Below are 21,938 nucleotides of genomic sequence, written 5' to 3' on the forward strand. Positions count from 1 at the left end.
AAAGCGGCGAAGCCGACCGTGGTCCTGCCCCTGGGGTTGGGAGTGCCGGTCGGCGGAGGCCCCGTGGTTGGAGGTCGGGATGGTTCGGACGGTTGGGGTCGAGGAGGAGATGCTCCTCGTCGACGTGAAGAATGGACGGCCCAAGTCGGTGTCGGGGCAGCTGGTGCTGCGCGCCGCCATGCAGCAGCAGGCCGTCGCGGGGCTCGGTGTCCACGGGGCGCTGGAGGGCGAGTTCCAGCAGCAGATGATCGAGACGCACACCGCGCCGGTCGAGTCCCTGGACGACCTGGACCGTGAGGTCCGGCACTGGCGCAGCGAGGCCTACACCGCTGCGCGCAAGGTCGGCTCGAGCGTGGCCGCCCTCGGGACCTCTCCGCTTCCCGTCACGCCACTGCCGGTCGAGTCGGTCCGCTACGCGTGGATGCACGATCGCTACCAGATCGTGGCCCGCCAGCACCTGACGTGCGGCCTGCACGTCCATGTCGCCATCGAGTCCGACGAGGAGGGTGTCGGTGTCCTCGACCGGGTCCGCGTCTGGCTGCCGACCCTGCTCGCCCTCAGCGCGAACTCGCCCTTCTGGAACGGCGAGGACACGGGATTCGCCAGCTGGCGCTCGCAGTCGTTCGGGCGGTGGCCGTCCAACGGTCCGACCGAGATCTTCGGCTCCGCCGAGGCCTACCAGCGCATGGTGCGCGACATGACGATGTCCTCGGTCATCCTCGACGAGGGCATGGTCTACTTCGACGCCCGGCTGAGCCAGCACTACCCCACGATCGAGATCCGAGCGGCCGACGTGTGCCTGCGCGCCAGCGACTCCGTGCTCCTCGCCGCGCTGTGCCGCGGCCTCGTCGAGACCGCGGCGCGGGAGTGGGCACGATCGGCTCCCGTGCCGGACGTGCCGACCACGATGGTGCGCCTCGCGACGTGGCAGGCAGCGCGGGAGGGGACGGCCGGGCGGCTGCTCGACCCGTTCACCTACCGTCCCCGGCCCGCCTGGGACGTCCTCGACCAGCTGGTCGAGCACATTCGGCCGGCGCTGTCCGAGTCCGGTGACGTGGAGCTCGTCAAGGAGGGGATGGAGCGAATTCGCACGCGTGGCAACGGCGCCCAGCTCCAGACGCGGACCATGGAGCGGACCGGCCAGCTCATCGACGTCGTCGCTCAGGCAGTTCGGGTCACCGCCGGGCAGGAGGAGGAGGACTGAGTCCCGAGGGCTGGAAGGGACCGTGCCGCGGGACTCAGCTCAGCGGCATACCCCTTTCTCTCACTCGTCCCGCTCCCAAGGAGCCTTCTCGTCCCACTTGGCGTAGTACTTCGCGAGGTGGCTGCGCACCCGGTCGCGGTCCTTCTCCGGCAGGTCGACCCCGCCGCGGGAGCCCTGCATGACGGCGGCGGCCGCCATGACGCCGCGTGGCACTGCCGTGAGCCGGCTGTCCACGACGTCCGCAATGAGCAGCTTGTAGGCGCTGAAGTTCTCCTTGTTGTCGGCGTCGTACCAGACGTGGGCGTCGCGGTACTTCTCGTTGGGGCCGTCCTCCGCGCCAGCCCACTCGCGCACCCTCCGCTCGGCTGCGTCACCGTCCCACTCGCGGTCGCGGTCCGCCAACGGCAGGTCCTGGAAGCTGGTCACGCTCACGACGACTCCTCTCGTCCGTTTCGTGGGCGCATACCCGCCTCAACCACGGCATCACGGCCCTGCCTTTCGTTTTTGGGAGGGTGCGCTCTCGGAAAGTGTTCGTTTCCGTGGTGGTCGACCCCCGCGGCGAACCGAGATGGTTGGAGGGACTTCTTGAGCGGTTCAACCACGAGCTGACTCCGTCACCCGCATCGCAGGAGATGAGTCATGTCACGCATGAAGTCCGTTACCCCCACCACCATGCCCACCCCGATCGGCCGCCGTGGCCGATTCGTCGAGAGGGACCGGAAGGCGGAGGAGCTGCTCCTCGAGCTCTCGCGTACAAAGAACTGCGCGGAGCGCGAAAGGCTCACCGAAGAGATCGTCCGGCTCCACCTCGACCTGTGTGACGGCGTGGCCGCCCGATACGCCGGGCGCAGCATCCCGACCGAGGACCTCGTCCAGGTCGCGCGGCTCGCGCTCTGCGTTGCCATCAAGCGCTACCAGCCGGGACCCGGCACGTCGTTCATCGGCTACGCCCTCCCGACCATCTCGGGCGAGCTGAAGCGGCACTTCCGGGACCACGGCTGGATGGTGCGCCCACCCCGCCGGCTCCAGGAGCTCGGCCCGGTCCTGCGTCTGGCGCGCGAGCACTGGGAGCAGGAGCACGGCACCACGCCCACGACGCAGGACCTCGCTGACGAGGTCGGCGTCGAGGCCGATCAGGTGTCGGAGTGCCTGTCCGCGGAGCACAGCTACCACCCGCTGTCGCTCGACCTCACCTTCGGCGACGACGAGTCCCGCTCCCTCGCCGAGAGCCTGGCCGAGCCGCAGGAGGAGCTCGAGTCCGCTGCGGATCGGGTCTCCCTCGGTGCGGCGCTGGCGAGCCTGTCGCAGAAGGACCGGGAGCTGCTCCAGATGCGCTTCGTCGAAGGGATGACGCAGAAGGAGATCGGGATGGCGCTCGGCGTCAGCCAGATGCAGGTCTCCCGCCTCGTCCGCGCCGTGCTCGAGAAGCTGCGCGCCAAGATGGGCGTCACGGTCGACGACGTGCGTCAGGCCGTCGCCGCCTGATCTGCCCGCCGTTCCCCGGAGCACCCGGGACGCGTGAACGCGCCGACGCATTGTCGGCGCGTTCACCGCGTCCACCGCGCCGGAGGTCGCCCGGGCTCGGTATCTGTGACGTGCCACCCAGTTCGCAGAGAGCCAAGATGCTTTTCCACGGCGGAGTGGTATAAGGTCGGAGAGTTGGTGGCCGGAGACGGCTGCTGATGGGTCAAACCACGGCCCTTGGACACGACAGCCTCGGAGTTGATCATGTCCCTATCGACCAGCACCACGAGCGCCATCCACAAGGTCACCCTCACGGCGACCAGCCCAGCCGCGATCGAGCGGATCTGCGCGGAGGAGCTCGGTGTCCCGCTTCGCGTGGTTGGCTGCCCTGACGGGTACTACGTCTCGCTGAACCACACCGACGCAGGACGGTTCTCGATCGACCTGCTCTCCGGAGCGGGTCTCTCCGCCGAGCTGGGCCCCGCCGGACCCGACAACGAGCCGGCCGGTTCCGTGCTCTTCCTCACCGGGGAGCGCGGCCTGATCCGGCTCGACGCCGCCGGTGAGGTCGAGCAGGTCGGGCCAGGCGAGTCCGTCTGCGTGGTCCGCGCCGCCGAGACCAGTCGAATTGACTGGACCGGCGACGAGCCCCGCGCCCACTGCGTCCGCCTCGACCTCGCTCTGGTCCGCGACATCGCCGCCGCGACGACCGGCGTCACCGACGTCGTCTTCACGGGGAGTCGGCCGGTCAGCCGCGCCGCCGAGGTGCACTGGCAGGAGACCGTCGCCCACGTGAAGCGGACCCTGGTCGGAGGCCCCGGCCTCCCGGTCACACCGCTCGTCGTGGGCGAGTCGGCCCGATTCCTCGCCGCAGTGGCGCTCGCGACCTTCCCGAACACGACGATGGAGTCGGTGCGGCGCGAGCAGGCAGCGGCAGCCCCGGTCTCGGACCTGCCGGTCACGGCGGAGACGGTGCGCGACGCGATCGCGTTCATCGAGGAGCACGCGCACGACGACCTCACCGTGGCCGACATCGCCGCGGCGGCCGGAGTGACGCCACGGGCAGTCCAGCTCGCGTTCCGTCGCCACCTCGACACGACACCCATGGCCTACCTGCGTCGGGTCCGGCTCGCTCGGGTGCACGACGAGCTCGCCGGTGCCGCTGCCGCAGACGGCCTGACGGTCACCGAGGTCGCCTCGAAGTGGGGCTTCAGCGGGTCGAGCCGCTTCACGTCCTACTACCGCGAGGCCTACGGCGAGGCGCCCAGCCAGACCCTGGCCAGCTGAGTCCCTGCCTCCCTGCACGCCGTTCGTGGGCGTGCAGGGAGCGCGTTCCGGGACAGATGACAGAACTTCCGGCGTGACGGGGTCGGCTTCGAGCATGAAACCGGGTGACTGACTCTCGGTAGGTGCGTCATCCGTCCCCAAGGTCTGGCTCTAGGTTGGCGGAATGGAACTGGAGGGCTACACGGGCGAGCCCGCACCGGACCGGCTCAACCTCACCGAGCTCACCATCGGTCGCAGCGCAGCATCCGCCCCGGACCGGGACGCGCTCGTCGTCGTCCACGACGCTGACGGGCCGGCGGACCGGGCCGAGCGCTGGAGCTACGCCGAGCTCGACCAGGCTGTCCGGTCGGTCGCCGCCGGGTTGCTCGGCCTCGGCCTGGAGCCGGGCGACCGGCTCCTCATCCGGCTCGGCAACACCAGCGACTACGCCCTGCTGCACTTCGGCGCGATGGCGGCCGGGATCATCTCGCTTCCCACGTCGCCCCAGCTCACCGCCGAGGAGGTCCAGTTCCTCATCGACGACGCCGAGGCTCGAGCGGTGGCCACGAGTGACGCGCTCGCCGTCCCCTTGCCTCCCGGAGTCGCACGGGTCTCGCCCGACGACGTTGCGCGCTGGCGTGCGGAAGCGAGCCCAGCGGCATACGGCCTGACGAGGGCAGACGACCCGGCGTTCCTCGTCTACACGTCGGGGACGACCGGCCGCCCGAAGGGCGTTCTCCACGCGCACCGCTCGGCGTGGGGGCGCCGGCCCATGCACGAGGCGTGGCTCGGCCTCGGGCCGGCCGATGTGTTGTTGCACGCAGGGGCTTTCAACTGGACCTACACGCTCGGCGTCGGCCTCACGGATCCGTGGTCGCGGCAGGCAACCGCCTTGATCCACAACGGTCCCCGTGATCCGGGCGTGTGGGCTCGGCTCATCGAGGCGCACCGCGCGACGATCTTCGCGGCGGTCCCGGGCGTGTACCGCCAGCTGCTCCGCAGTGGAGCCCTGGAGAGTCACGACCTCGGCTCCCTCCGACACGGTGTCACCGCCGGGGAGGCCCTCCCGCCGGCGCTGCTCGAGGAGTGGCGCGACCGCACCGGCCTCGAGCTGTATGAAGCGCTCGGGATGAGCGAGGTGTCGACCTTCATCTCGTCGGGCCCGACCGTGCCGGTCCGACCGGGCAGCCCGGGCCGGGCACAGCCCGGTCGGTGCGTGGCGGTCCTGCCGACCGACGGCGGCGCGGAGCCGCTGGCGCCCGGGGAGACGGGGCTGCTCGCCGTGCACCGCACCGACCCCGGGCTGATGCTGGGCTACTGGCGGCGGCCGGCGGAGGAGGCGCAGGTCGTCCGCGGTGACTGGTTCGTCGGGGGCGACCTCGTCGACATCGCCGCCGACGGCTACGTCACGTTTCACGGGCGCGCCGACGACGTGATGAACGCGATGGGCTACCGGGTCTCGCCGCTCGAGGTCGAGGACTGCCTCATCCGGCACCCATCGGTGGCGGAGGTCGCCGTGACCGAGGTCGAGGTCCGCGAGGGGGTGCGGATCATCGCGGCGTTCGTCGTGCCCGTGGACGCCGACGACCCGGACGGCGTGGATGCGGCCGCCCTGCTCGCCCATGCCGCCGAGCACCTGGCCGCCTACAAGCGGCCCCGCGAGGTGGTCTATGTCGACTGCCTCCCGCGAACGGGCAACGGCAAGCCGCGGCGCCGCGACCTGCGGCACCACCTGCCCTGAAGACCCGGCTCAGGAGGGCAGGGCTCCTCAGGGTCCGGGCGCCTCGATGACGGACAGGACGTTGCCCGCGGGGTCGGTGAACCAGGCCTGGGTGTCCTGGAACATGGCGCTTCCTTTCATCGGAAGCCTCCAGTACAGCGCGGGAGAAGCCTGCTTTCAGAGTTCCTCGGGCTCGAGATCCTCAGGCTCGAGATCCTCGACGCTGCGCCACGTCGTGATCGCGGACCACGTGACGGCGGCGAACGGGACGGCCAGGATCGCGCCGATGATGCCGGCCGAGATGGTCCCGATGGACAGGGCGAGCAGCACGGCGAGCGGGTGCAGCGACAGCGTCTTGCCGAGGACGTAAGGGGCGAGGACGTCGCCCTCGAGCTGGTTGACCACGATGACGACGGCGACGAGGATCAGCGCGGCGACCATGCCGTTGCTCACGAGAGCGATGAGCGCCGCCAGGGCGCCGGCGGTCGTGGCGCCGAGCAGGGGGACGAAGGCGCCGATGAACACGACGATGGCGATCGGCAGGGCCAGCGGCACGCCGAGCAGCGCCACGCTCCCGCCGATCAGGGTGGCCTCGACGAGTGCGATGAGGGCGGTTCCCCGGACGTAGCCGCCCAGCGTGGACACGGCCTCCTCCGCGACCCGGTCGAAGCGGTGGGCGTGCCGCTCCGGGAGCAGCTCCCGGCGCAGGAAGGTCCAGATCCGCTCGCCGTCCTTGAGGAGGAAGTAGAGCAGGACGAGCCCGAGGAAGATGCCGGCCAGGATCTCCACCACGAGGGTCGCTCCCGTGATCACGCCCTGCCCGCGGGGGCCGGCGAGGAACTCGCTCGCCTGGGCCCAGAGCTCCTCGATGCGCTTGCGGTCGAGGCCCAGGGGTGACTGGGCGAGGAACCGCTCCAGCTCTTGCACGCCCTTGCTCGCACCGTCGGCCAGCTCGCTCCACTGGTCCTGCGCCGCCCTGGCCACGGCCCAGATCAGCCCACCGAAGATCGCGAATCCGGTCAGCAGCGTCGCCCATACTGATGGGGCTCGGGGCAGCCCGCGGCGGTTGAGCCATGCCACGATCGGGCTCGCCGCGGCGGCGATGAGCACGGCGATGAGCAGCGGCACCACGACGAGGCGCAGCTGCACGCCGACCCAGACGGCGATGACGAGCAGCGTGAGCACAGCGAGGACCTGCAGGCTGCGGATGGCGGCGCGCCCGAGCCGGTCGTGCCACGGGCCGGCATCCGCCGCAGGATGCTGCGGGAGGTTCATGACGCGAACTCTCCCACACCGCTCGCCGGTGGCCGAGAACCAGCAGTTGGCGAGCCCAGCGGGAGTACGGTGCGAGGAGGAGGTGAGCGCCATGGCGGCACCGCGATCGGAGACGCAGGACGTGCTTGGCCGGCTCGAGGCCACGAGGGCGTGGCAGGAGGAGCTCTACCGTCACCTGCATGCCCATCCCGAGCTGAGCTCGCTGGAGAAGGAGACCGCCGCCGAGGTGTCGCGCCGGCTGGAGGGCTTCGGCTACGAGGTCCAGCAGGTGGGTGGCGGGGTCGTGGGCGTCCTGGCCAACGGCACCGGGCCCACGGTGCTCGTGCGCGCGGACATGGACGCCTTGCCCGTGACGGAGCTGACCGAGCTGCCCTACGCCTCGAAGGTGACCGCCGTGGACGAGACCGGCGCGACCGTCGGGGTGTCCCACGCGTGTGGGCACGACGTCCACATCACCTGCCTCCTCGGGGCGGCCGAGCTGCTGGCCCAGGGGCGCCAGAGCTGGGCGGGGACCTTCGTGGCCCTCTTCCAGCCGGCGGAGGAGACGGCTGCCGGGGCGAGGGCCATGGTCGACGACGGCCTGACCGAACAGGTTCCCCGACCAGATGTCGCCCTCGCCCAGCACGTCCTCAGCCATGAGGCCGGCATCATCGGGACCCAGGTCGGCCCGGTCCTCTCGGCGGGAGACAGCATCCGGGTCACGGTGTTCGGCAAGGGGTCGCACGGCTCGATGCCGCACCTGGGCGTCGACCCGGTCGTCCTCGCCGCGTCGATCGTCCTGCGGCTGCAGACGATCGTCTCCCGCGAGACCAAGCCGGGGGAGTTCGCCGTCGTCACCGTGGGCAGCAGCGTCGCGGGCACGAAGAGCAACATCGTCCCCGACCGGGCCGTCCTGCTCATCAACGTCCGCACGTACGACTCGAGCGTCCGGGACAAGGTCCTGGCGAGCATCGAGCGGATCGTCCGCGCCGAGTGCGAGGCGTCCGGGTCGCCGGAGCCCCCCACCTTCGACTACTACGACCAGTACCCGCTCACCGACAACGACCCGGAGGTCACCGAGCGTGTGACCGCAGCCTTCCGTGACCACTTCGGCGAGGCCCGTGTCCGGGAGCTCGGCCGGGTCACGGCCAGCGAGGACTTCAGCCGGATCCCGGACGCCTTCGGGACTCCCTACACCTACTGGGGGGTGGGCGGGTTCGCGCCGGGGCAGGAGTCCTTCCCGAATCACTCGCCCTACTTCGCCCCCGCCATCCAGCCGACCCTCGATGCCGGCACCGAGGCCATCGTCGTCGCGGCGCTGGCCCACCTCAGTCAGGAGGACGCGTCATGACAACCACGGGCCACCCCGCCCCGACGAGCCACGCTCAGGGCTTCAAGGGCAACGACAAGCTGCTCCTCGGCATCGTCCTCGGGGTCCTGACCTTCTGGATGTTCGCCGGCACGGTCGGCACCGTCGCCCGCAGCATCCTCACCGACATCAACGGCGGCCCGATCGACGAGGTCACCAACCCGCTCGTCACGCTCGACCAGATGAACCTCGCCGTCTCGATCACGGCGCTCTTCTCCGGCCTGTTCATCGTCTTCATGGGCGGCCTCGCGGACCGCATCGGGCGCGTCCGGATCGCCTTGGTCGGCAACGGTCTCGGCATCCTCGGCTCGTTGCTCATCATCTTCGCCAACGGCGGTGCAGCCCTCCCACTGCTCCTCACCGGGCGAGCCGTTCAGGGCCTGTCGGCGGCCTGCATCATGCCGGCGACCATGGCGCTGGTGAAGACCTACTGGGACGGCGCGGCCCGGCAGCGGGCCGTGTCGATGTGGTCGATCGGCTCGTGGGGCGGCTCTGGCCTGGCGGCGCTCTTCGGCGGCCTGCTGGCCTCGAGCTTCAACTGGCGGGTCATCTTCTACGTCTCGATCGCCGTCTCGGCCATCGCGATCACCCTGCTGTGGGGCACCCCGGAGAGCCGGGCGCCCGGCGGCGCGAGGGGTCGTTTCGACGTGGGCGGCCTCGCGATCTTCATGGTCAGCGTGCTGGCCCTGATGGTCGTCCTCATCTTCGGCCGGCAGCTCGGCTGGGGCTCCGCCCTGACGCTCGTCCTCGCAGCGGTGGCGGTGGCCGGCGGGGTGGTCTTCTACTTCTACGAGCGCGGCCGCACCGCCCCCTTCATCGACTTCGCGCTCTTCCGCAACACGACCTTCACGGGTGCGACCATCAGCAACTTCGTCCTCAACGGCACGATCGGCCTGCTCATCGTGAGCCAGCAGATGCTGCAGATCGCCCGGCCGGAGCTCTTCGACCCGTGGAAGGCCGGCCTGCTCACCATCGGCTACGCGGTCGCCATCATCGGCTTCATCCGCGTCGGCGAGAAGCTGCTCCGTCGCTTCGGCCCGCGCAAGCCGATGCTGTGGGGCGCGTCGATCGTCGCCCTGTCCTCGCTGCTCCTCATGCCGACGCACCTGCTCGTCGGGCCGTACACCGTGCTGGCCGTCATCGCCTACACCCTCTTCGGGGTCGGTCTCGCGTTCTATGCGACGCCGTCCACCGATGCGGCGCTTGCCAACCTGCCGCCAGCGGAGGCGGGCGCCGGCGCGGGCATCTACAAGATGGCGTCGTCTCTCGGCAGCGCGATCGGCGCGGCCCTGTCACTGACGATCTTCAGCTCGTTCCTCGGGTCGGGCGTCACCATCGTCGGCGAGCTGCTCCACACCCAGGGAATCCAGACCAACGAGGCCGTCCGGCAGGCCGGTCTCGTCACCTTCCTGTTCAACCTCGTCCTCGCCCTCATCGCGATCATCTCGATCCTCACCACCATCCCCAAGGGGAGGAAGTACGACACGGGCTGACCTTCGCTTCACCAGCCTTGTCGGTATGCCGCTGAGCTCGCTCCGCGCCCAAGGCTCGTCGCGCGGCGACGGAGTCGCATCCGCGGGATCCAGCACACCCCTGGCGCCGCGTCCGGCGCGGACGGGCGCCACGAGCGGCTCACGTCGCCGGGCGCCCGTCTGGGTGGGCGGGAGGGGACAGGGGAGTGCCGTCCGAGGAGGCGAGCTCAGCGGCATACGGGGTGGCTGGTGGAACCGGTCACGAATCGAGAAGCCGGGCGTGGAGCGTCCACTGAGCGTTGGGCCATGTGCAACCCACTGTGCCGGGAGGCGATGGCCGCGAGCGCGTCAGGGGAAGCGTTACAGCACTCGAAACAGAGACGCCGCCGCAAACACCCCCACCACCGTGGCAACACACAGCGCGACAGCGCCGTTCGCAACCCGGGCGTTGAGGCCCTTGGCGATCTGCGCCCAGCCGACGGCGAGCAGCCCGAGGAAGACCATGAGGAGGAGGAGGGTAAGGGTCAGGACGTCCACAGCGCGACCCTAGAGCACCGGACGTCATTCGGCCCCCGGATGGGCGCCCGGCATCTGGGCCTCAGCCATCGTCCTGGCTGCGGCTCTGGCGGCGCTGTTCGTCTCCTGGCGCCTTCACGTCATCAGGCGAAGCCTTCACCTGCTCGACTGGATGATCGTCAGAGTTACGGCCTGACGACCCAGACGTTCTGGAACTTGCCGTTCACGATCTGGTAAACCGCGATCGCGGATCCGACAGCCGAATTGCCCTGCTTTGCGACGAACGAACCATTCACGATGGCCGTCCCGCCCTCCGTGACCCAGAACCCGAGCTCATGCCAAGAGGCAACCGCCGAGGCGATCTTGGTGTTGCCCTCGAGGACATAGCCATCCGACTTGGTGGTGTCCGTGAAGGTTGCGTCCGTTGCGAAGAGGCTGGCGATCTTCGCCGTGTCACCTGCGTTGACCGCCTTTGCGTAGTCGTCCAACATCTTCGTCACTGTCGTGCCAGCCAGATTGGGTGGCAGCACAACATCAGCTTTGGTCACGCGCCCCACAACCAAGCCAGTCCCGACGCCGACGATCAGCGTGATCACCGACAACCAGATCAGCCACCGATTTCGGCGTGCCGGCACAGCCTCAGCACTAGTCGACATGGGTCTAGAAATCGTTGCCATCTTCATGCACCTCTTTCCCTACTCCACGCCTATCCCCGTGGCATCGGGCGTCGATAGAGGCCAAAGTCCCACCAAGGGAGACACCAGGGACTGGGGTGGGGTGATCTGCGGGTCCGCACTGGGGATCGCCTACCGGCAGGGGAGAGCCACCGGGCCCATAGCGGAGCACAAGGCCCGGCGGAAAGATCAGGGCCCCTCCTCCAGGCCGGCGGTTGCCATGGGCAGCATCTTCGGGACCGGAAATGAGAATCCATAGTCACTCAGCGACGGCGAAGGCCCTCTGCTCTGAGCGAGCAAAGGGCCTCTGACCTGCATTAGCGTGAGTCTGGGTGACAGGATCTGAACCTGCGACCTCTTCGTCCCGAAGCACGGTCAGCCCTTCGGGTTTGGTTGCCGCTGAGCACGATTCGGTCCACATGTGTCCGTCGGGGAGGGGCGGGTCGGGACCGATTGTCACTCAGATAGTCACTCAGCAGCAGGGGTCATCCCCCTTGCCCCGTAGAGCCTTTGGCGGGATCTCACAGCATGGCGGGTCCACGGGTGTGGATCTCTTCGACGAGCTGCGAGAACCCAGCGAGAGCGTCTTCCTTCTTGCGGAAGCGGCGCCTCGCAACGACCTTGCTCCAGTGCGGCCACCGGGCGCGTTTGCGGGTGACCTTCAACTGCCAGCCGCACCCGAAGACGAGGCGACCCATCAAGTTCCAGAGTCCACGAGCGAGGGCCAGGATCAGGCCGAAGTCGAAGGCGCTGGCTTCGTACTGCCACCCGATGACGCCGGAGGGCAGCGCCTCGACGACGTATTTGACCCCGTCGCTGCCCGTGATCGTGTGCGTTCCACGCGCGCGCAGGCCGAGAGCATGGTCGATCACATGGCCTTTCCCTGCCGGGCCGTCCTTCTCGTCGCCTCAGGCTGATCCAGCGCGCGAAAGTGAGAACGGTGCGACACGCGCTGTCGTCGGCCCGAACCTTTCGGCGCACATCCTGCAGACGACTCACGCCGAATCGCCGGGCCCCCGGACGCTCGCTGGTCTGGTACGACAGCGCCATGGATGCCTCGGATCCGCGAGCCGCCGCAACGCGACGCGACGACCGATGCCGTTGCACCCCTCGACCGTTCACACCCGCTCGGGCCACGCCCGCGCCTGCTCGAGCATGGCGTCGTAGCCGGCCTCGTTCGTGTCGAACCTGCCACCAGTCGCGACGGACTCATCGTGGCGCATCACCTCGATCGTCACGCTGCGTTTGTGCGGGTCCATCCCGATCGCCACGCGACTGGCTGGTTGCTCTTCCATGGTCTTCTCCTTCGCTCAACGGACTGGTCATCGAGCTGGGAGGGCAACGCTGCTTAGAGCTTTGGGCACACAGCAGCCGATGAGCGGGAGACGCTCATCGAGGATATGTGGGTGAACGAAGGTGCCGATGGGCGCGGTTGCGAGGGAGCGCTGAAATGTACATCTCAGCAATTACCGCGCATACTTGAGGCATGACTGAATTGACCGTGTCTGACGCTCGAGCGCGTCTGGCCGACGTCGTAGACGAGGCCCGGGTGAGGCACCACCCGGTATACCTGACACGTCGTGGCCAGCGCGTGGCTGCCGTGATCGACGCCGACGACCTCGACGACCTCATCGCGGCAGCCGAGGAGCTTGCGGACATCGAGGCGGCACGCGCTGCTCGTACGGAGATCGCTAAGGAGGGCACCATCCCGTGGGAGCAGGTCAAGGCGGACCTCGGCCTGGCATGACATACCGGATCGAGCTCAGCCCTGGCGCTGCCCGTCAACTGCGCAAGCTCGATGGTGATGCACGCCGCCGTGTGCAGGCGGCCGTCGAACTGCTCGGCCAAGACCCGCGACCCGCCGGTGCGAAGAAGCTCGTCGGCGGCGAGGGTGAGTGGCGGGTGCGGACCGGTGACTACCGAATCGTGTACGAGGTGAACGATGGTGTGCTGCTCGTACTGGTGCTTGCTGTCGGCCACCGCAGAGAGATCTACAGGCGCCGCTGACCGTGATCAACCGGACGATGCACTGCCATGCCGCTCTGCGGGCGATCGCCCGACCATGGCGCGAGTGGCGCGTTCGATTATGTGACAGGTGGCCGTTCACGGGTCAGGTCGGCGCCGAAGACCAGCGCTGGACCGCCGTTCTTCTCCACCTCTCGTTCGAGTGAGAGACCGATCTTGAGTGCCACCCGCTGAGACGCGACGTTGTCCGGACGGATGATTGCGATCAGATGCCCAACACCGCAATCCCTGGCAGCATCGCGTACGGCTGAGGCCGCTTCCGTGGCATACCCCTGCCGGCGCAGATCGGACCTCACGTGCCACCCGGCCTTGACGTGCCAGGCGTCCTCGACTTCCTGCATGGTCAGGCCGCAGTCTCCGACAAAGTCTCCGGCATGGGTCTCGATGATCCACAGTCCGAAGCCCAGATCGTGGTAGCTGCGCCGGTTCCACTCGACCCAGCCGCTCGGACCGCGTGACCCACCGATGTCGAGCCGGGCAACGTTGGACACGTCGTCCTTGGTCATCTCACGGAATCGAAGCCGCGGGGTAGGGGCGGGCAACATGTCGGACGCCTATGGGCACGTGCGCATCGCACGTATTCCCCTCGCTAGCGCATGGCGCCGTGCTCATTTGCGGTCCTCACAAGCGAGCTCCGACGCCGAGCAGGGCTCTTCGACGCTCCGCTTGAGCTCGGCGAGAACGGGTGGCATGACGTGCCGGTTCCGTCCGTGCGTGGGACCGTCGGCGGACCGTTGTCCAGAGCCGGCGACGTACGCCAAGCATGCGCTTCGTCGTCGAAGTTGGCTGCGTGAACGAAGTCCGCTGCTGTACTTCTGCTGCTGTGCTCACGGTCGCTGCTGTACTACAGAGGGGCGCCAAACGAAGTACGCAAGCCGCTGACCTGCAGGTTCACAGGTCGGGGTGACAGGATTTGACCCGGGACCTCTTCGTCCCGAACGCGCTACATCACTGGGTCGTGCGGTAATGCCGTTGCAGGACAGTGCGTTTGGCATTGGCGTGCATCGCTCCCGCATGGCCTCATGTCGGCCTGCGGGCTCGCGACTCAACCTCGCGGGTATGCGCAGTGACCGGGACTCGTTGGGCTCGGTGGTGCCGCCCAGAAGGCGCACGTGGGTCTCGGCCGTGCGGGTCGTAGGGGGTCCATGCGCTCGTGGTGGGCAGTGGGCTACTCGGGAACTCAGCCATGCTCGCGTTTGCGTGGGCCATCCCTCGTCATCAGCGCACTCGACCCAGCGGTCTTGCCAAGGTGGCAGCCCGTCCGAGTGTCGGCGGCAGGGTGCTCGCCAACGGTCATGCCCTCGTGCGGGGTCCCGGCACGGCCCAAGCGAGGTCGGGTCAGTCTTCTTTGCTGGCGCCGAAGTCCAGGACGTTGGCCCGGCGGGAACCGTCAGGGTCGACGCGCGAGAGAATCCGACGCCGCGCAGCTCGTCCGAGTGCAGTCCCGCCGAGGACGCCCGCAGTCATGGCGACCGCGTGCAGTAGCGGGTTGTCGGTGGCTCGCTGAATCAGGGTGTAGCCGAGGACGCCGACGACGAATATGAGGGCCCAAGTTGCGGCAACTGGGGCCAGTGCGCGGACGTTGCGCCAGTACGCGGATGACACGGGCGAATGCTACGCCCGCGCTGGCGTTGGCGAGTCTCAGGTGAGTGCGGGGTCCCCATCGCGGGGCCCCGCGCTACTTCGCGCCGGAGGCGCGTTTAACCGTGCGACTGACCTCATGGCTCAGGCGCTCAACGGGGAGCCGGGCGAGCCCGCGATGAGCCGCCGGAAGGGGGGGCTCGTGACGGGCTCGCGAAGCGCTCTCGGACCCGCTGAAAAGCAAAAGGTCAGGGCCTCGATTGTGGCCCTGACCTGCGCTTATGTGGTGGTCGGGGTGACAGGATTTGAACCTGCGACCTCTTCGTCCCGAACGAAGCGCGCTACCAAGCTGCGCCACACCCCGTACTGCATCTGCCGCCCGTCACACCGCTTGCGAGATGCACCGGAGGCAGCAAGGAGAGACTTTAGCGCAGCATCCCGGCGAACTCCGAATCGGCCCCGACCCAGCCCCAGGCCCGACGACGAGTTGATGCCAGAGCGGGACCCCCGGGGCCGCCGATGTGGCATCAACCGGCGCGCGGCACCAGCGTCAGCAGGACCGCCTCGGGACGGCAGGCGAGCCGCACCGGCGCGGTGGGCGACGTGCCGAGCCCGGCGCACACCTCGAGCCACGCAGCACCCTCAGGCGCGGCCGACGACGGCGTATGTCCCGCCCCCGGCCACCAGCGCGACACGCCTTTGGCCCGTCCGGTGTCGAGGTCGCAGTTGGTGACCAGCGCGCCATAACCGGGCACGCACACCTGGCCGCCGTGGGTGTGTCCGGCAATGACCAGACCGGCGCCGTCCTCGACGAAGGCGTCGAGCACCCGCTGGTAGGGCGCGTGCGTCACGCCGATGGTCAGCTCGGCCGACGGGTGTGGGGGGCGGCGGACGAGGTCGAGCCGGTCATAGCCGAGGTGCGGGTCGTCGACCCCGACGAAGTCGAACCGTCGGCCCCGGATGACGAGCTTGTCGTGCCGGTTCGTCAGGTCGACCCAGCCGCGCGAGGTGAAGCCGTGGACGAGGTCGCCGGTGGGCAGCCGGGAGGTGTCGCCGGTGCCCTTCGCGTGGTGTCGCGTCAGGTAGCGGAAGGGGTTCTTCACCTTCGGCGCGAAGTAGTCGTTGGACCCCAGCACGAAGACCCCCGGCCGGTCGAGCAGGGGACCGAAGGCGTCGAGCGCCGCGGGCACCGCATCGTGGGCCGCGATGTTGTCGCCGGTGTTGACGATGAGATCGGGATCGAGCGACTCGAGGTCGCGCACCCACTGTGCCTTGCGCTGCTGCCTCGGCAGGAGGTGGATGTCCGACAGGTGCAGCACCCGCAGCGGCTCGGCGCCCTCGGGCAGAACCGGCAGCTCGAACCGCCTGAGCACGAAGGCGTTGCGCTCGACGAGCGACGCCCAGCCGAGGACGCCTGCGCCGGCGAGGCCGACGCCGAGGACGGTCTTGGTCAGGGCGCGCATGTCGCCCATCCTCGCACTCGCAACCGCGCGAAAAGCAATTCCGGCGCGCCCGTGCCGACCTGAGAGACTGGCCGCATGAGCACCCTCAAGGAGCAGCTGAAGGCCGATCTGACCGCGGCGATGCGGGAGCGCGACCAGGTGCGGGCCGGCACGATCCGCATGGCTCTGACTGCGGTCACCACCGAGGAGGTCGCGGGCCAGGAGCATCGTGAGCTGAGCGACGACGACGTCCTCAAGGTGCTCGCCAAGGAGGCCAAGAAGCGTCGCGAGGCCGCGGAGGCCTACACGGGGGCCGGCCGGGCCGAGCTGGCCGCGACCGAGCAGGCCGAGCTCGCCATCCTCGAGACCTACCTGCCGAAGCAGCTCGACGAGTCGGAGCTCGAGGCGATCGTCCGCGAGGCCGTCGCGTCTTCCGGGGCCACGGGGATGGCCCAGATGGGTGTCGCGATGAAGGCAGCCAATGCTGCGGTCGCCGGTCGCGCCGAGGGCGGCCGCGTCGCCGCGATCGTCCGCAGGGTCCTCGCCGGCTGAGTTCACGACGAAGGCCCCGACACGCTCGTGTCGGGGCCTTCGTCGTGCTGCCGTATGCCGCTGGGCTGGCCGCCGCCTGCTCCTGGCCTCAGCCGGTGGCTTCGGTGGTGAGGGTGGAGTCGGGCTTCGGCGGTTTGCCGGGGCCGCCACCACCGTCAGGGGGCGGTTCGATGGTGATGGTCTGGCTTGGGTCAGGCTTGCCCTTGTCCTTGTCCTTCGGCTCGCTCGGGCCCTCCGACGTGTAGATGGTGACGACGCTGCCCTTGGGAGCGCGACCGAACGGCGAGGTACCCGCCACGAGGCCCTTGGGGATGCTGGACGCCATCGAGCCGCCGACGTCGACACCGAAGCCGGCGTCCTCGAGGATCTTCGTCGCCTCGGCGACCGTGCGCCCGTTGACGCTCGGGATGTCGATGAGGTCGCCGTTGAGGACCTTGTCGGACGGCTCCTTGAACTTGATGATCGGCTCGCCTTCGAGGGCGCGACTCATGATGCCCTTCCAGATCGGCGCGGCGATCGAGGCACCGTGCATGACCGGGTAGAACGAGCCGCCAATCCGGACGTTCTTCATGAGGCGCTTGTTGCCGTCATCCGGCGTGCCGACCCACACGGCCGTCGCGAGGTTGGGCGTGTAGCCGGCGAACCACGACTCGTTGTTCTTGTCCGACGTTCCGGTCTTGCCGGCCGACTCCCGCCCGTCGAGCTGGTTGCGGACGCCCGAACCGTTGGTCATGTTGTACTCGAGGAACTTGTGCGTCCCGCGGACGTAGTCGGCCTTGGCGACCTGATCGCACTTGGTCTTCGGCGCTGCGAGGACCTTTGAGCCCTGCGTCACCTTGGTGACGACGACCATCGAGCACTTCTTGCCGTCCGCGGCCAGAGTCGCGTAGGCGTGCGCCACACCCTGCGGTGAGACCTCGTCCGCGCCGAGGATGTACTCGGCCGGGATCTTGCCCATCGGCTTGCCGTCGGCCTGGTGCAGGCCGATCCGGTTCATCGTGTCGCGGACCTTGCACCCCCCGAGCTGCTGGGCGAGGGCGACGAAGGCCGTGTTGGTAGAGAGCGCAGTCGCCTCCATGAGGCTCATCCGCCCGCCCTTCCACGGCGTGTCGTTGCGCACCGGCCATGGCTCGTAGAGCCCGCACGGCTGTGGGAACTCGCTGGGCTGGTAGGTGTACGGCTTGTCCCCGGCCGGCTTGGCGTTGACCGAGGCCTTGGTGCTCATGCCGGACTCCATCGCGGTCAGCAGGGCGAAGGCCTTGGCCGTCGAGCCGAACTGGAAGCCGCCGGACCCGCCCCACCTCTTGTCCAGGGCCCAGGCGATCCCCGTCTTGCCGCGGCTCTGCTTGCCAACCGTGTACTTCGTGTTCTGGGCGAACCCGAGCACCCGGCCCGTCCCCGGCTCCGTGACGTAGGCGGCGGCGCCGACGTTGGACGGGTCGCCGATCGGGACCTTGCGGGTGACCTCTTCCTGGACGATCTTCTGGATCTTCGAGTCGAGGGTCGTGTGCACGGTGATGCCGCCCGTGCGCAGCAGTCGACGGCGGGCCTCCACGGTCTTGCCGAGCTCGGGCATGGCCTCGACGTAGTTGATGACGAACTCGCACCAGTACGGGTAGGGCGACGCGAGGCAGGTGCTCTTGGGCTGCGAGACCTTGAGGTCCTGCTTGATCGTCCGCTTCTTCGCCGCGGTCCAGTCCTTGTCGGAGATCTTGCCGAGTTCGCGCATCCGGTCGAGCACGACGTTGCGGCGGGCCAGGGCGCGCTCCGGGTAGTTGACCGGGTCCGTGGTGCCGGGGTTCTGCGTCAGGCCGGCGAGGAGGGCGGCCTGCGAGAGGCTCAGCTTGCTGGCCGGGATCGAGAAGTAGTGCTGGGACGCGGCCTCGACGCCGTAGGCCTGGTCTCCGTAGTAGACGAGGTTGAGATAGCCCTGGAGGATCTCGTCCTTCGTCATCTGCTTCTCGAGCGTGATGGCGTACTTGAGCTCCTTGAGCTTGCGCATGTAGTCCTTGCGGATCGCGGCCTGCGCTGCTTCCTTGTCTCCCTGGTTGAGCGCGGAGTACTGGAGGGAGATCTTGACGTACTGCTGCGTCAGTGACGAGGCACCGGAGGTCGTCTGGCCGGTGCGGATGTTGGCGATCGCGGCGCGCACCACGCCCTGCAGGTCGAAGCCGCCGTGGTCGTAGAACCGGTGGTCCTCGATCGCGATCTGCGCCTCACGCATGATCGGCGCGACCTTCTTCAGCGGCACGATGACGCGGTTCTGCTCCGCGGGGGTCGCGATGACCTTGCCGTCCGCGGAGAGGATCCGCGACTGCTGGCTCAGCGGGTCGGTCTTGAACTCGCCCGGCAGCTCGTTGAAGATGTCGACGCCACTGCGGGCGATGGCGCCGGTCGCACCCACGGCGGGCATGAAGAGCCCGGCCGCCAGGAGGCCGAGCACCATGGCTGCCGCGAGGAAGGCGCCGAGCAGGCTGATGACGCCGCCGATGGACGTGGTGCGGGAGGACGACATGCGCCCAAGGGTAACCGCTGCCCCTGTGGTATCAGCCCGGGCCGTCGGTGCCTCTGAGGGTGGTCCCGGCGGATCACTGCTGGTCAGCCGGTGACTAGTCACCCACCTGCGCAAATGATGCATTCGGCCTATGTCCGGTTCGGGCGGTCACTCGTAATGTCTCATTTGGGCCGGAAGGGGGCTCGGTCAGGACCGGTGGGACGGTCCTGGTCCAACTCGGTGTCGTGGGAGGCGCCGGGCGGGGAGGGGTAGAACAGAATGAGTGTCGCCACCATTTCGACAACATGGGTCGACGAGTGGGCCAGCCAGGCGGCGTGCACGGGTCAGGACCCGGATGCGCTCTTCGTCAGGGGCAAGGCGCAGCACGAGGCGAAGGCGGTCTGCAAGACCTGCCCCGTGCTGGCCCAGTGCCTGGCTGAGGCCCTCGACAACCGGACGGAGTTCGGGGTCTGGGGTGGGATGACCGAGCGCGAGCGGCGCGCACTGCTCCGCAAGCGGCCGGACATCACATCGTGGAAGCTCGCACTGCGCGCCGGGATGGAAGCCCAGGCCAAGTCCGCCTGAGGCGCATGCGAGACCACTTGCTGGGTCGTGACGCGGGGATCACGGCCCAGCAAGCGCGTTCCCGACCTCTCGGAGACTGTCCAGGTCGTGCACGTCCCGGTTCAGCGCCGGCACCTGCACCACCGGCACGTCCGGGTGCGAGCGGGAGAACCGCTCAGCCAGCTCTCGCTGCCGCTGCGCGATCGTCACGACGGCCGCGTGCAGGCGCAACAGTCCGGCGGCGTTCTCGGCCGACTTCGGCCCACCACTGTCCTCCAGCGCCTCTGCGACGGCGAGCGCGCGGGAGGGCGTCAGGGCCCCGGCCGAGACGCGACCCATGCGGTTGACGACGAGCCCGCTCAGCGGCATACGGTCCGCTTGGAGCCGGTCGACGAAGTAGGACGCCTCACGCAACGCGTCCCGCTCGGGAGCGGCGACCACGAGGAACGACGTCCCCTCGCGCGACAGCAGCCGGTAGGTCTGGTCGGCGCGCTCGCGGAAGCCACCGAACATCGTGTCGAGCGCCGCGACGAACGTCTGGACGTCGCTGAGGAACTGGCCGCCGAGGATCTTCGTCATCGTGCTGCTGACGAGCTGGACGCCGAGGCCGAAGACCTTGACACCGGCACGGCCACTCGCCTTGGCGGGGGCGCTCAGCAGCCGGATGAACCGGCCGTCGAGGAAGCTGCCGAGCCGGTTCGGCGCGTCGAGGAAGTCGAGCGCCGATCGCGATGGCGGGGTGTCGACGATGATGAGGTCCCAGCCGTCCGGTGCGGAATCGGCGGCGGCCTTGAGCTGGCCGAGCTTCTCCATCGCCATGTACTCCTGCGTGCCCGCGAACGACGAGCTGACCGCCTGGTAGAAGGGGTTGGCGAGGATCTGCTCCGCCTTGCCAGGGTCGGCGTGGGCCAGCACCACCTCGTCAAAGGTCCGCTTCATGTCGAGCATCATCGCGTCGAGGCTGCCGCCGGCCGCGGTGTCGAAACCGCTCACGGGGCGCGGCGTGTTGTCGAGCTCGCTGAGTCCGAGCGCCTGGGCGAGCCGCCGAGCCGGGTCGATGGTCAGAACGACGACGCGGCGCCCGGCCTCCGCGGCCCGCAGGCCCAGCGCGGCCGCGGTGGTCGTCTTGCCGACACCTCCGGCGCCGCAGCACACGACGACCTCGACGCCCCGGTCGGCGATCATCCCGTCGATGTCGAGGTGGGGTGCGGCCTGCGCGGCGCGGACGTGCGCGGGGTGGGCGGTCTCCTTGGTCTGGGTCATCGGGTCAGGCCCACCTCCTCGAGCTCGTCGAGCAGGATGTCGGCGAGCTCCCGGACCGAGCCCGAGTCGACGCCCTCGGGCAGGGCGGGCAGGAGGACGAGAGGCAGGCCCGTCTCCTCGAGGAGGGCGAGCTGCTCGCTCTCGAGATCGACCCGGTGCGCGTGGTCGTAGGCCTCCTGGAGCAGCCCGTCGACGAGCTCCGGACTGGCCTTGACGCCGGCATCGGCGAGCTGCCCGCTGATCGACGCCTTGTGCAGCCTGCCGTTGCGGGCCTGCTCGAGCGCCACGTCGTCGAGGAGCGGGTCGCGGACCATGTTGACGAAGACGATCCCGACGCGCAGGTCTTTCGCACGCAGCTCGCGGATCGCCTCGATCGTCTCCTGCACCGGCATCTCCTCGAGCAGGGTGACGATGTGGACGAGGGTCTGCTCGCTCTCGAGGAGATCGGTGATCGACTCGGCCTGGCTGTGGATCGGGCCGACGCGCGCGAGGTCGGCGACCTCGGAGTTGACGCTGAGGAAGCGCCCGATCCGTCCCGTGGGCGGGGCGTCCATGACAATCGCGTCGTATGCCGCTGGGCTCGCTCCCCGGTGCCGGCCATCCTTGCGGCGTCGGTTGGCTTCGTAGAGCTTGCCGATCACGAGGACGTCCCGGACGCCGGGCGCGATGGTCGTGGCGAAGTCGATGGCCCCGAACTTCTCGAGGAGCTTGCCGGCGCGGCCCAGCTTGTAGAACAGCTGCAGGTACTCGAGGAGCGCGGCCTTGGCGTCGACCGACAGGCCGACGATCTCGCCGCCGGGCTTGGTGCGGGCGATCCGGGTCTCCTCGGTGCCGAGTGGCGGCACGTCGAAGGTCTGGCTGAGGCCCTGGCGGCCCTCGACCTCGGCGAGCAGGACGCGCTTCGGGCTGTCGGTCGCGGAGGCGAGCGCGAGGGCGAGGGCGGAGGCGACGGTGGTCTTGCCGGTGCCGCCCTTGCCGGTGACGACGTGCAGGCGAGCGCGCTGCCAGTCGGCGGCGTCGATCGCCCGTGCATCGCTCACACCGGCACTCTACGGCGCTCCCTCCACCCCCTAGCCCG

Annotated in this window: 22 protein-coding genes and 1 tRNA gene; 10 read left to right on the top strand and 13 right to left on the bottom strand. The window is 69.1% G+C overall.

Features of this window, described 5'->3' with window-relative positions; translation table 11 throughout:
- Positions 1 to 79: 79 nt before the first annotated feature.
- Complete coding sequence (locus OO014_RS07140; RefSeq protein ID WP_272461601.1) at positions 80 to 1,204, top strand: carboxylate-amine ligase; 1,125 nt, start codon at positions 80 to 82, stop codon at positions 1,202 to 1,204.
- Between the two features lie 60 nt (positions 1,205 to 1,264).
- Here OO014_RS07140 and OO014_RS07145 read toward each other — a convergent pair whose 3' ends face one another.
- Positions 1,265 to 1,636: a hypothetical protein gene (locus tag OO014_RS07145; protein WP_272461602.1), complete on the bottom strand. Its 372-nt coding sequence runs from the start codon at positions 1,634 to 1,636 to the stop codon at positions 1,265 to 1,267.
- Between the two features lie 240 nt (positions 1,637 to 1,876).
- On the opposite strand from OO014_RS07145, the gene OO014_RS07150 reads away from it, so the two are divergent.
- The 3 genes from OO014_RS07150 (at position 1,877) to OO014_RS07160 (ending at position 5,675) form a co-directional block, all read left to right on the top strand.
- Positions 1,877 to 2,689 carry a sigma-70 family RNA polymerase sigma factor gene (locus OO014_RS07150; protein WP_272461603.1) on the top strand — a complete coding sequence of 271 codons (813 nt, stop codon included), beginning with the start codon at positions 1,877 to 1,879 and terminating at the stop codon, positions 2,687 to 2,689.
- Between the two features lie 243 nt (positions 2,690 to 2,932).
- Positions 2,933 to 3,955, top strand: coding sequence for an AraC family transcriptional regulator (locus OO014_RS07155; RefSeq protein WP_272461604.1), 1,023 nt, complete (start codon positions 2,933 to 2,935; stop codon positions 3,953 to 3,955).
- A gap of 163 nt (positions 3,956 to 4,118) precedes the next feature.
- Complete coding sequence (locus OO014_RS07160) at positions 4,119 to 5,675, top strand: acyl-CoA synthetase (protein WP_272461605.1); 1,557 nt, start codon at positions 4,119 to 4,121, stop codon at positions 5,673 to 5,675.
- 156 nt (positions 5,676 to 5,831) lie between these two features.
- On the opposite strand, the gene OO014_RS07165 is transcribed toward OO014_RS07160, so the two are convergent.
- Positions 5,832 to 6,929 carry an AI-2E family transporter gene (locus OO014_RS07165; RefSeq protein ID WP_272461606.1) on the bottom strand — a complete coding sequence of 366 codons (1,098 nt, stop codon included), beginning with the start codon at positions 6,927 to 6,929 and terminating at the stop codon, positions 5,832 to 5,834.
- A 91-nt stretch (positions 6,930 to 7,020) separates the two neighbouring features.
- On the opposite strand from OO014_RS07165, the gene OO014_RS07170 reads away from it, so the two are divergent.
- Together OO014_RS07170 and OO014_RS07175 are read left to right on the top strand one after the other, a co-directional pair.
- Positions 7,021 to 8,259, top strand: coding sequence for an amidohydrolase (locus OO014_RS07170; RefSeq protein WP_272461623.1), 1,239 nt, complete (start codon positions 7,021 to 7,023; stop codon positions 8,257 to 8,259).
- Entirely contained in the window at positions 8,256 to 9,770 is a 1,515-nt protein-coding gene (locus OO014_RS07175) for an MFS transporter (protein WP_272461607.1), read from the top strand. Before OO014_RS07170 ends, OO014_RS07175 begins: the two co-directional genes overlap by 4 nt.
- A 339-nt stretch (positions 9,771 to 10,109) precedes the next feature.
- On the opposite strand, the gene OO014_RS07180 is transcribed toward OO014_RS07175, so the two are convergent.
- The 4 genes from OO014_RS07180 to OO014_RS07195 form a co-directional block, all read right to left on the bottom strand.
- Positions 10,110 to 10,286 (bottom strand): hypothetical protein, encoded by a 177-nt coding sequence (locus OO014_RS07180; RefSeq protein WP_272461608.1) that lies wholly within the window; start codon positions 10,284 to 10,286, stop codon positions 10,110 to 10,112.
- A 164-nt stretch (positions 10,287 to 10,450) separates the two neighbouring features.
- Positions 10,451 to 10,948, bottom strand: a complete 498-nt coding sequence (locus OO014_RS07185; protein WP_272461609.1) for a nuclear transport factor 2 family protein — start codon at positions 10,946 to 10,948, stop codon at positions 10,451 to 10,453.
- A gap of 512 nt (positions 10,949 to 11,460) precedes the next feature.
- Entirely contained in the window at positions 11,461 to 11,811 is a 351-nt protein-coding gene (locus OO014_RS07190) for a hypothetical protein (RefSeq protein ID WP_272461610.1), read from the bottom strand.
- Positions 11,812 to 12,057: 246 nt separating this feature from the next.
- Positions 12,058 to 12,234 carry a hypothetical protein gene (locus OO014_RS07195; protein WP_272461611.1) on the bottom strand — a complete coding sequence of 59 codons (177 nt, stop codon included), beginning with the start codon at positions 12,232 to 12,234 and terminating at the stop codon, positions 12,058 to 12,060.
- 191 nt (positions 12,235 to 12,425) lie between these two features.
- On the opposite strand from OO014_RS07195, the gene OO014_RS07200 reads away from it, so the two are divergent.
- Positions 12,426 to 12,686, top strand: coding sequence for a type II toxin-antitoxin system prevent-host-death family antitoxin (locus OO014_RS07200; protein WP_272461612.1), 261 nt, complete (start codon positions 12,426 to 12,428; stop codon positions 12,684 to 12,686).
- Positions 12,683 to 12,946: a type II toxin-antitoxin system RelE family toxin gene (locus OO014_RS07205; RefSeq protein WP_272461613.1), complete on the top strand. Its 264-nt coding sequence runs from the start codon at positions 12,683 to 12,685 to the stop codon at positions 12,944 to 12,946. The genes OO014_RS07200 and OO014_RS07205 overlap by 4 nt, the downstream gene beginning before the upstream one ends.
- A gap of 77 nt (positions 12,947 to 13,023) precedes the next feature.
- On the opposite strand, the gene OO014_RS07210 is transcribed toward OO014_RS07205, so the two are convergent.
- From OO014_RS07210 to OO014_RS07225, 4 genes are all read right to left on the bottom strand, one after another.
- On the bottom strand, positions 13,024 to 13,470 hold the full coding sequence (locus tag OO014_RS07210; RefSeq protein ID WP_272461614.1) for a GNAT family N-acetyltransferase: 447 nt from the start codon (positions 13,468 to 13,470) through the stop codon (positions 13,024 to 13,026).
- 832 nt (positions 13,471 to 14,302) lie between these two features.
- Positions 14,303 to 14,569, bottom strand: a complete 267-nt coding sequence (locus OO014_RS07215; protein WP_272461615.1) for a hypothetical protein — start codon at positions 14,567 to 14,569, stop codon at positions 14,303 to 14,305.
- A 263-nt stretch (positions 14,570 to 14,832) separates the two neighbouring features.
- Positions 14,833 to 14,909, bottom strand: a tRNA-Pro gene (locus OO014_RS07220).
- Between the two features lie 163 nt (positions 14,910 to 15,072).
- Positions 15,073 to 16,008: a metallophosphoesterase gene (locus OO014_RS07225; protein ID WP_272461616.1), complete on the bottom strand. Its 936-nt coding sequence runs from the start codon at positions 16,006 to 16,008 to the stop codon at positions 15,073 to 15,075.
- A 75-nt stretch (positions 16,009 to 16,083) separates the two neighbouring features.
- On the opposite strand from OO014_RS07225, the gene OO014_RS07230 reads away from it, so the two are divergent.
- A complete protein-coding gene (locus tag OO014_RS07230) occupies positions 16,084 to 16,539 on the top strand; it encodes a GatB/YqeY domain-containing protein (RefSeq protein WP_272461617.1) in 456 nt (151 codons plus the stop codon).
- An 88-nt stretch (positions 16,540 to 16,627) separates the two neighbouring features.
- On the opposite strand, the gene OO014_RS07235 is transcribed toward OO014_RS07230, so the two are convergent.
- Entirely contained in the window at positions 16,628 to 19,054 is a 2,427-nt protein-coding gene (locus tag OO014_RS07235) for a transglycosylase domain-containing protein (RefSeq protein ID WP_272461618.1), read from the bottom strand.
- A 258-nt stretch (positions 19,055 to 19,312) separates the two neighbouring features.
- Here OO014_RS07235 and OO014_RS07240 point away from each other — a divergent pair, with 258 nt between their 5' ends.
- On the top strand, positions 19,313 to 19,618 hold the full coding sequence (locus OO014_RS07240) for a WhiB family transcriptional regulator (RefSeq protein WP_272461619.1): 306 nt from the start codon (positions 19,313 to 19,315) through the stop codon (positions 19,616 to 19,618).
- 39 nt (positions 19,619 to 19,657) lie between these two features.
- Here the strand turns inward: OO014_RS07240 and OO014_RS07245 are convergent, their stop codons facing one another.
- On the bottom strand, positions 19,658 to 20,860 hold the full coding sequence (locus OO014_RS07245) for an ArsA family ATPase (RefSeq protein WP_272461620.1): 1,203 nt from the start codon (positions 20,858 to 20,860) through the stop codon (positions 19,658 to 19,660).
- Entirely contained in the window at positions 20,857 to 21,900 is a 1,044-nt protein-coding gene (locus OO014_RS07250; RefSeq protein ID WP_272461621.1) for an ArsA-related P-loop ATPase, read from the bottom strand. The genes OO014_RS07245 and OO014_RS07250 overlap by 4 nt, the downstream gene beginning before the upstream one ends.
- Between the last annotated feature and the right edge of the window lie 38 nt (positions 21,901 to 21,938).

This window comes from Intrasporangium calvum (genome assembly GCF_028446585.1).
Taxonomy (GTDB): domain Bacteria; phylum Actinomycetota; class Actinomycetes; order Actinomycetales; family Dermatophilaceae; genus Intrasporangium; species Intrasporangium calvum_A.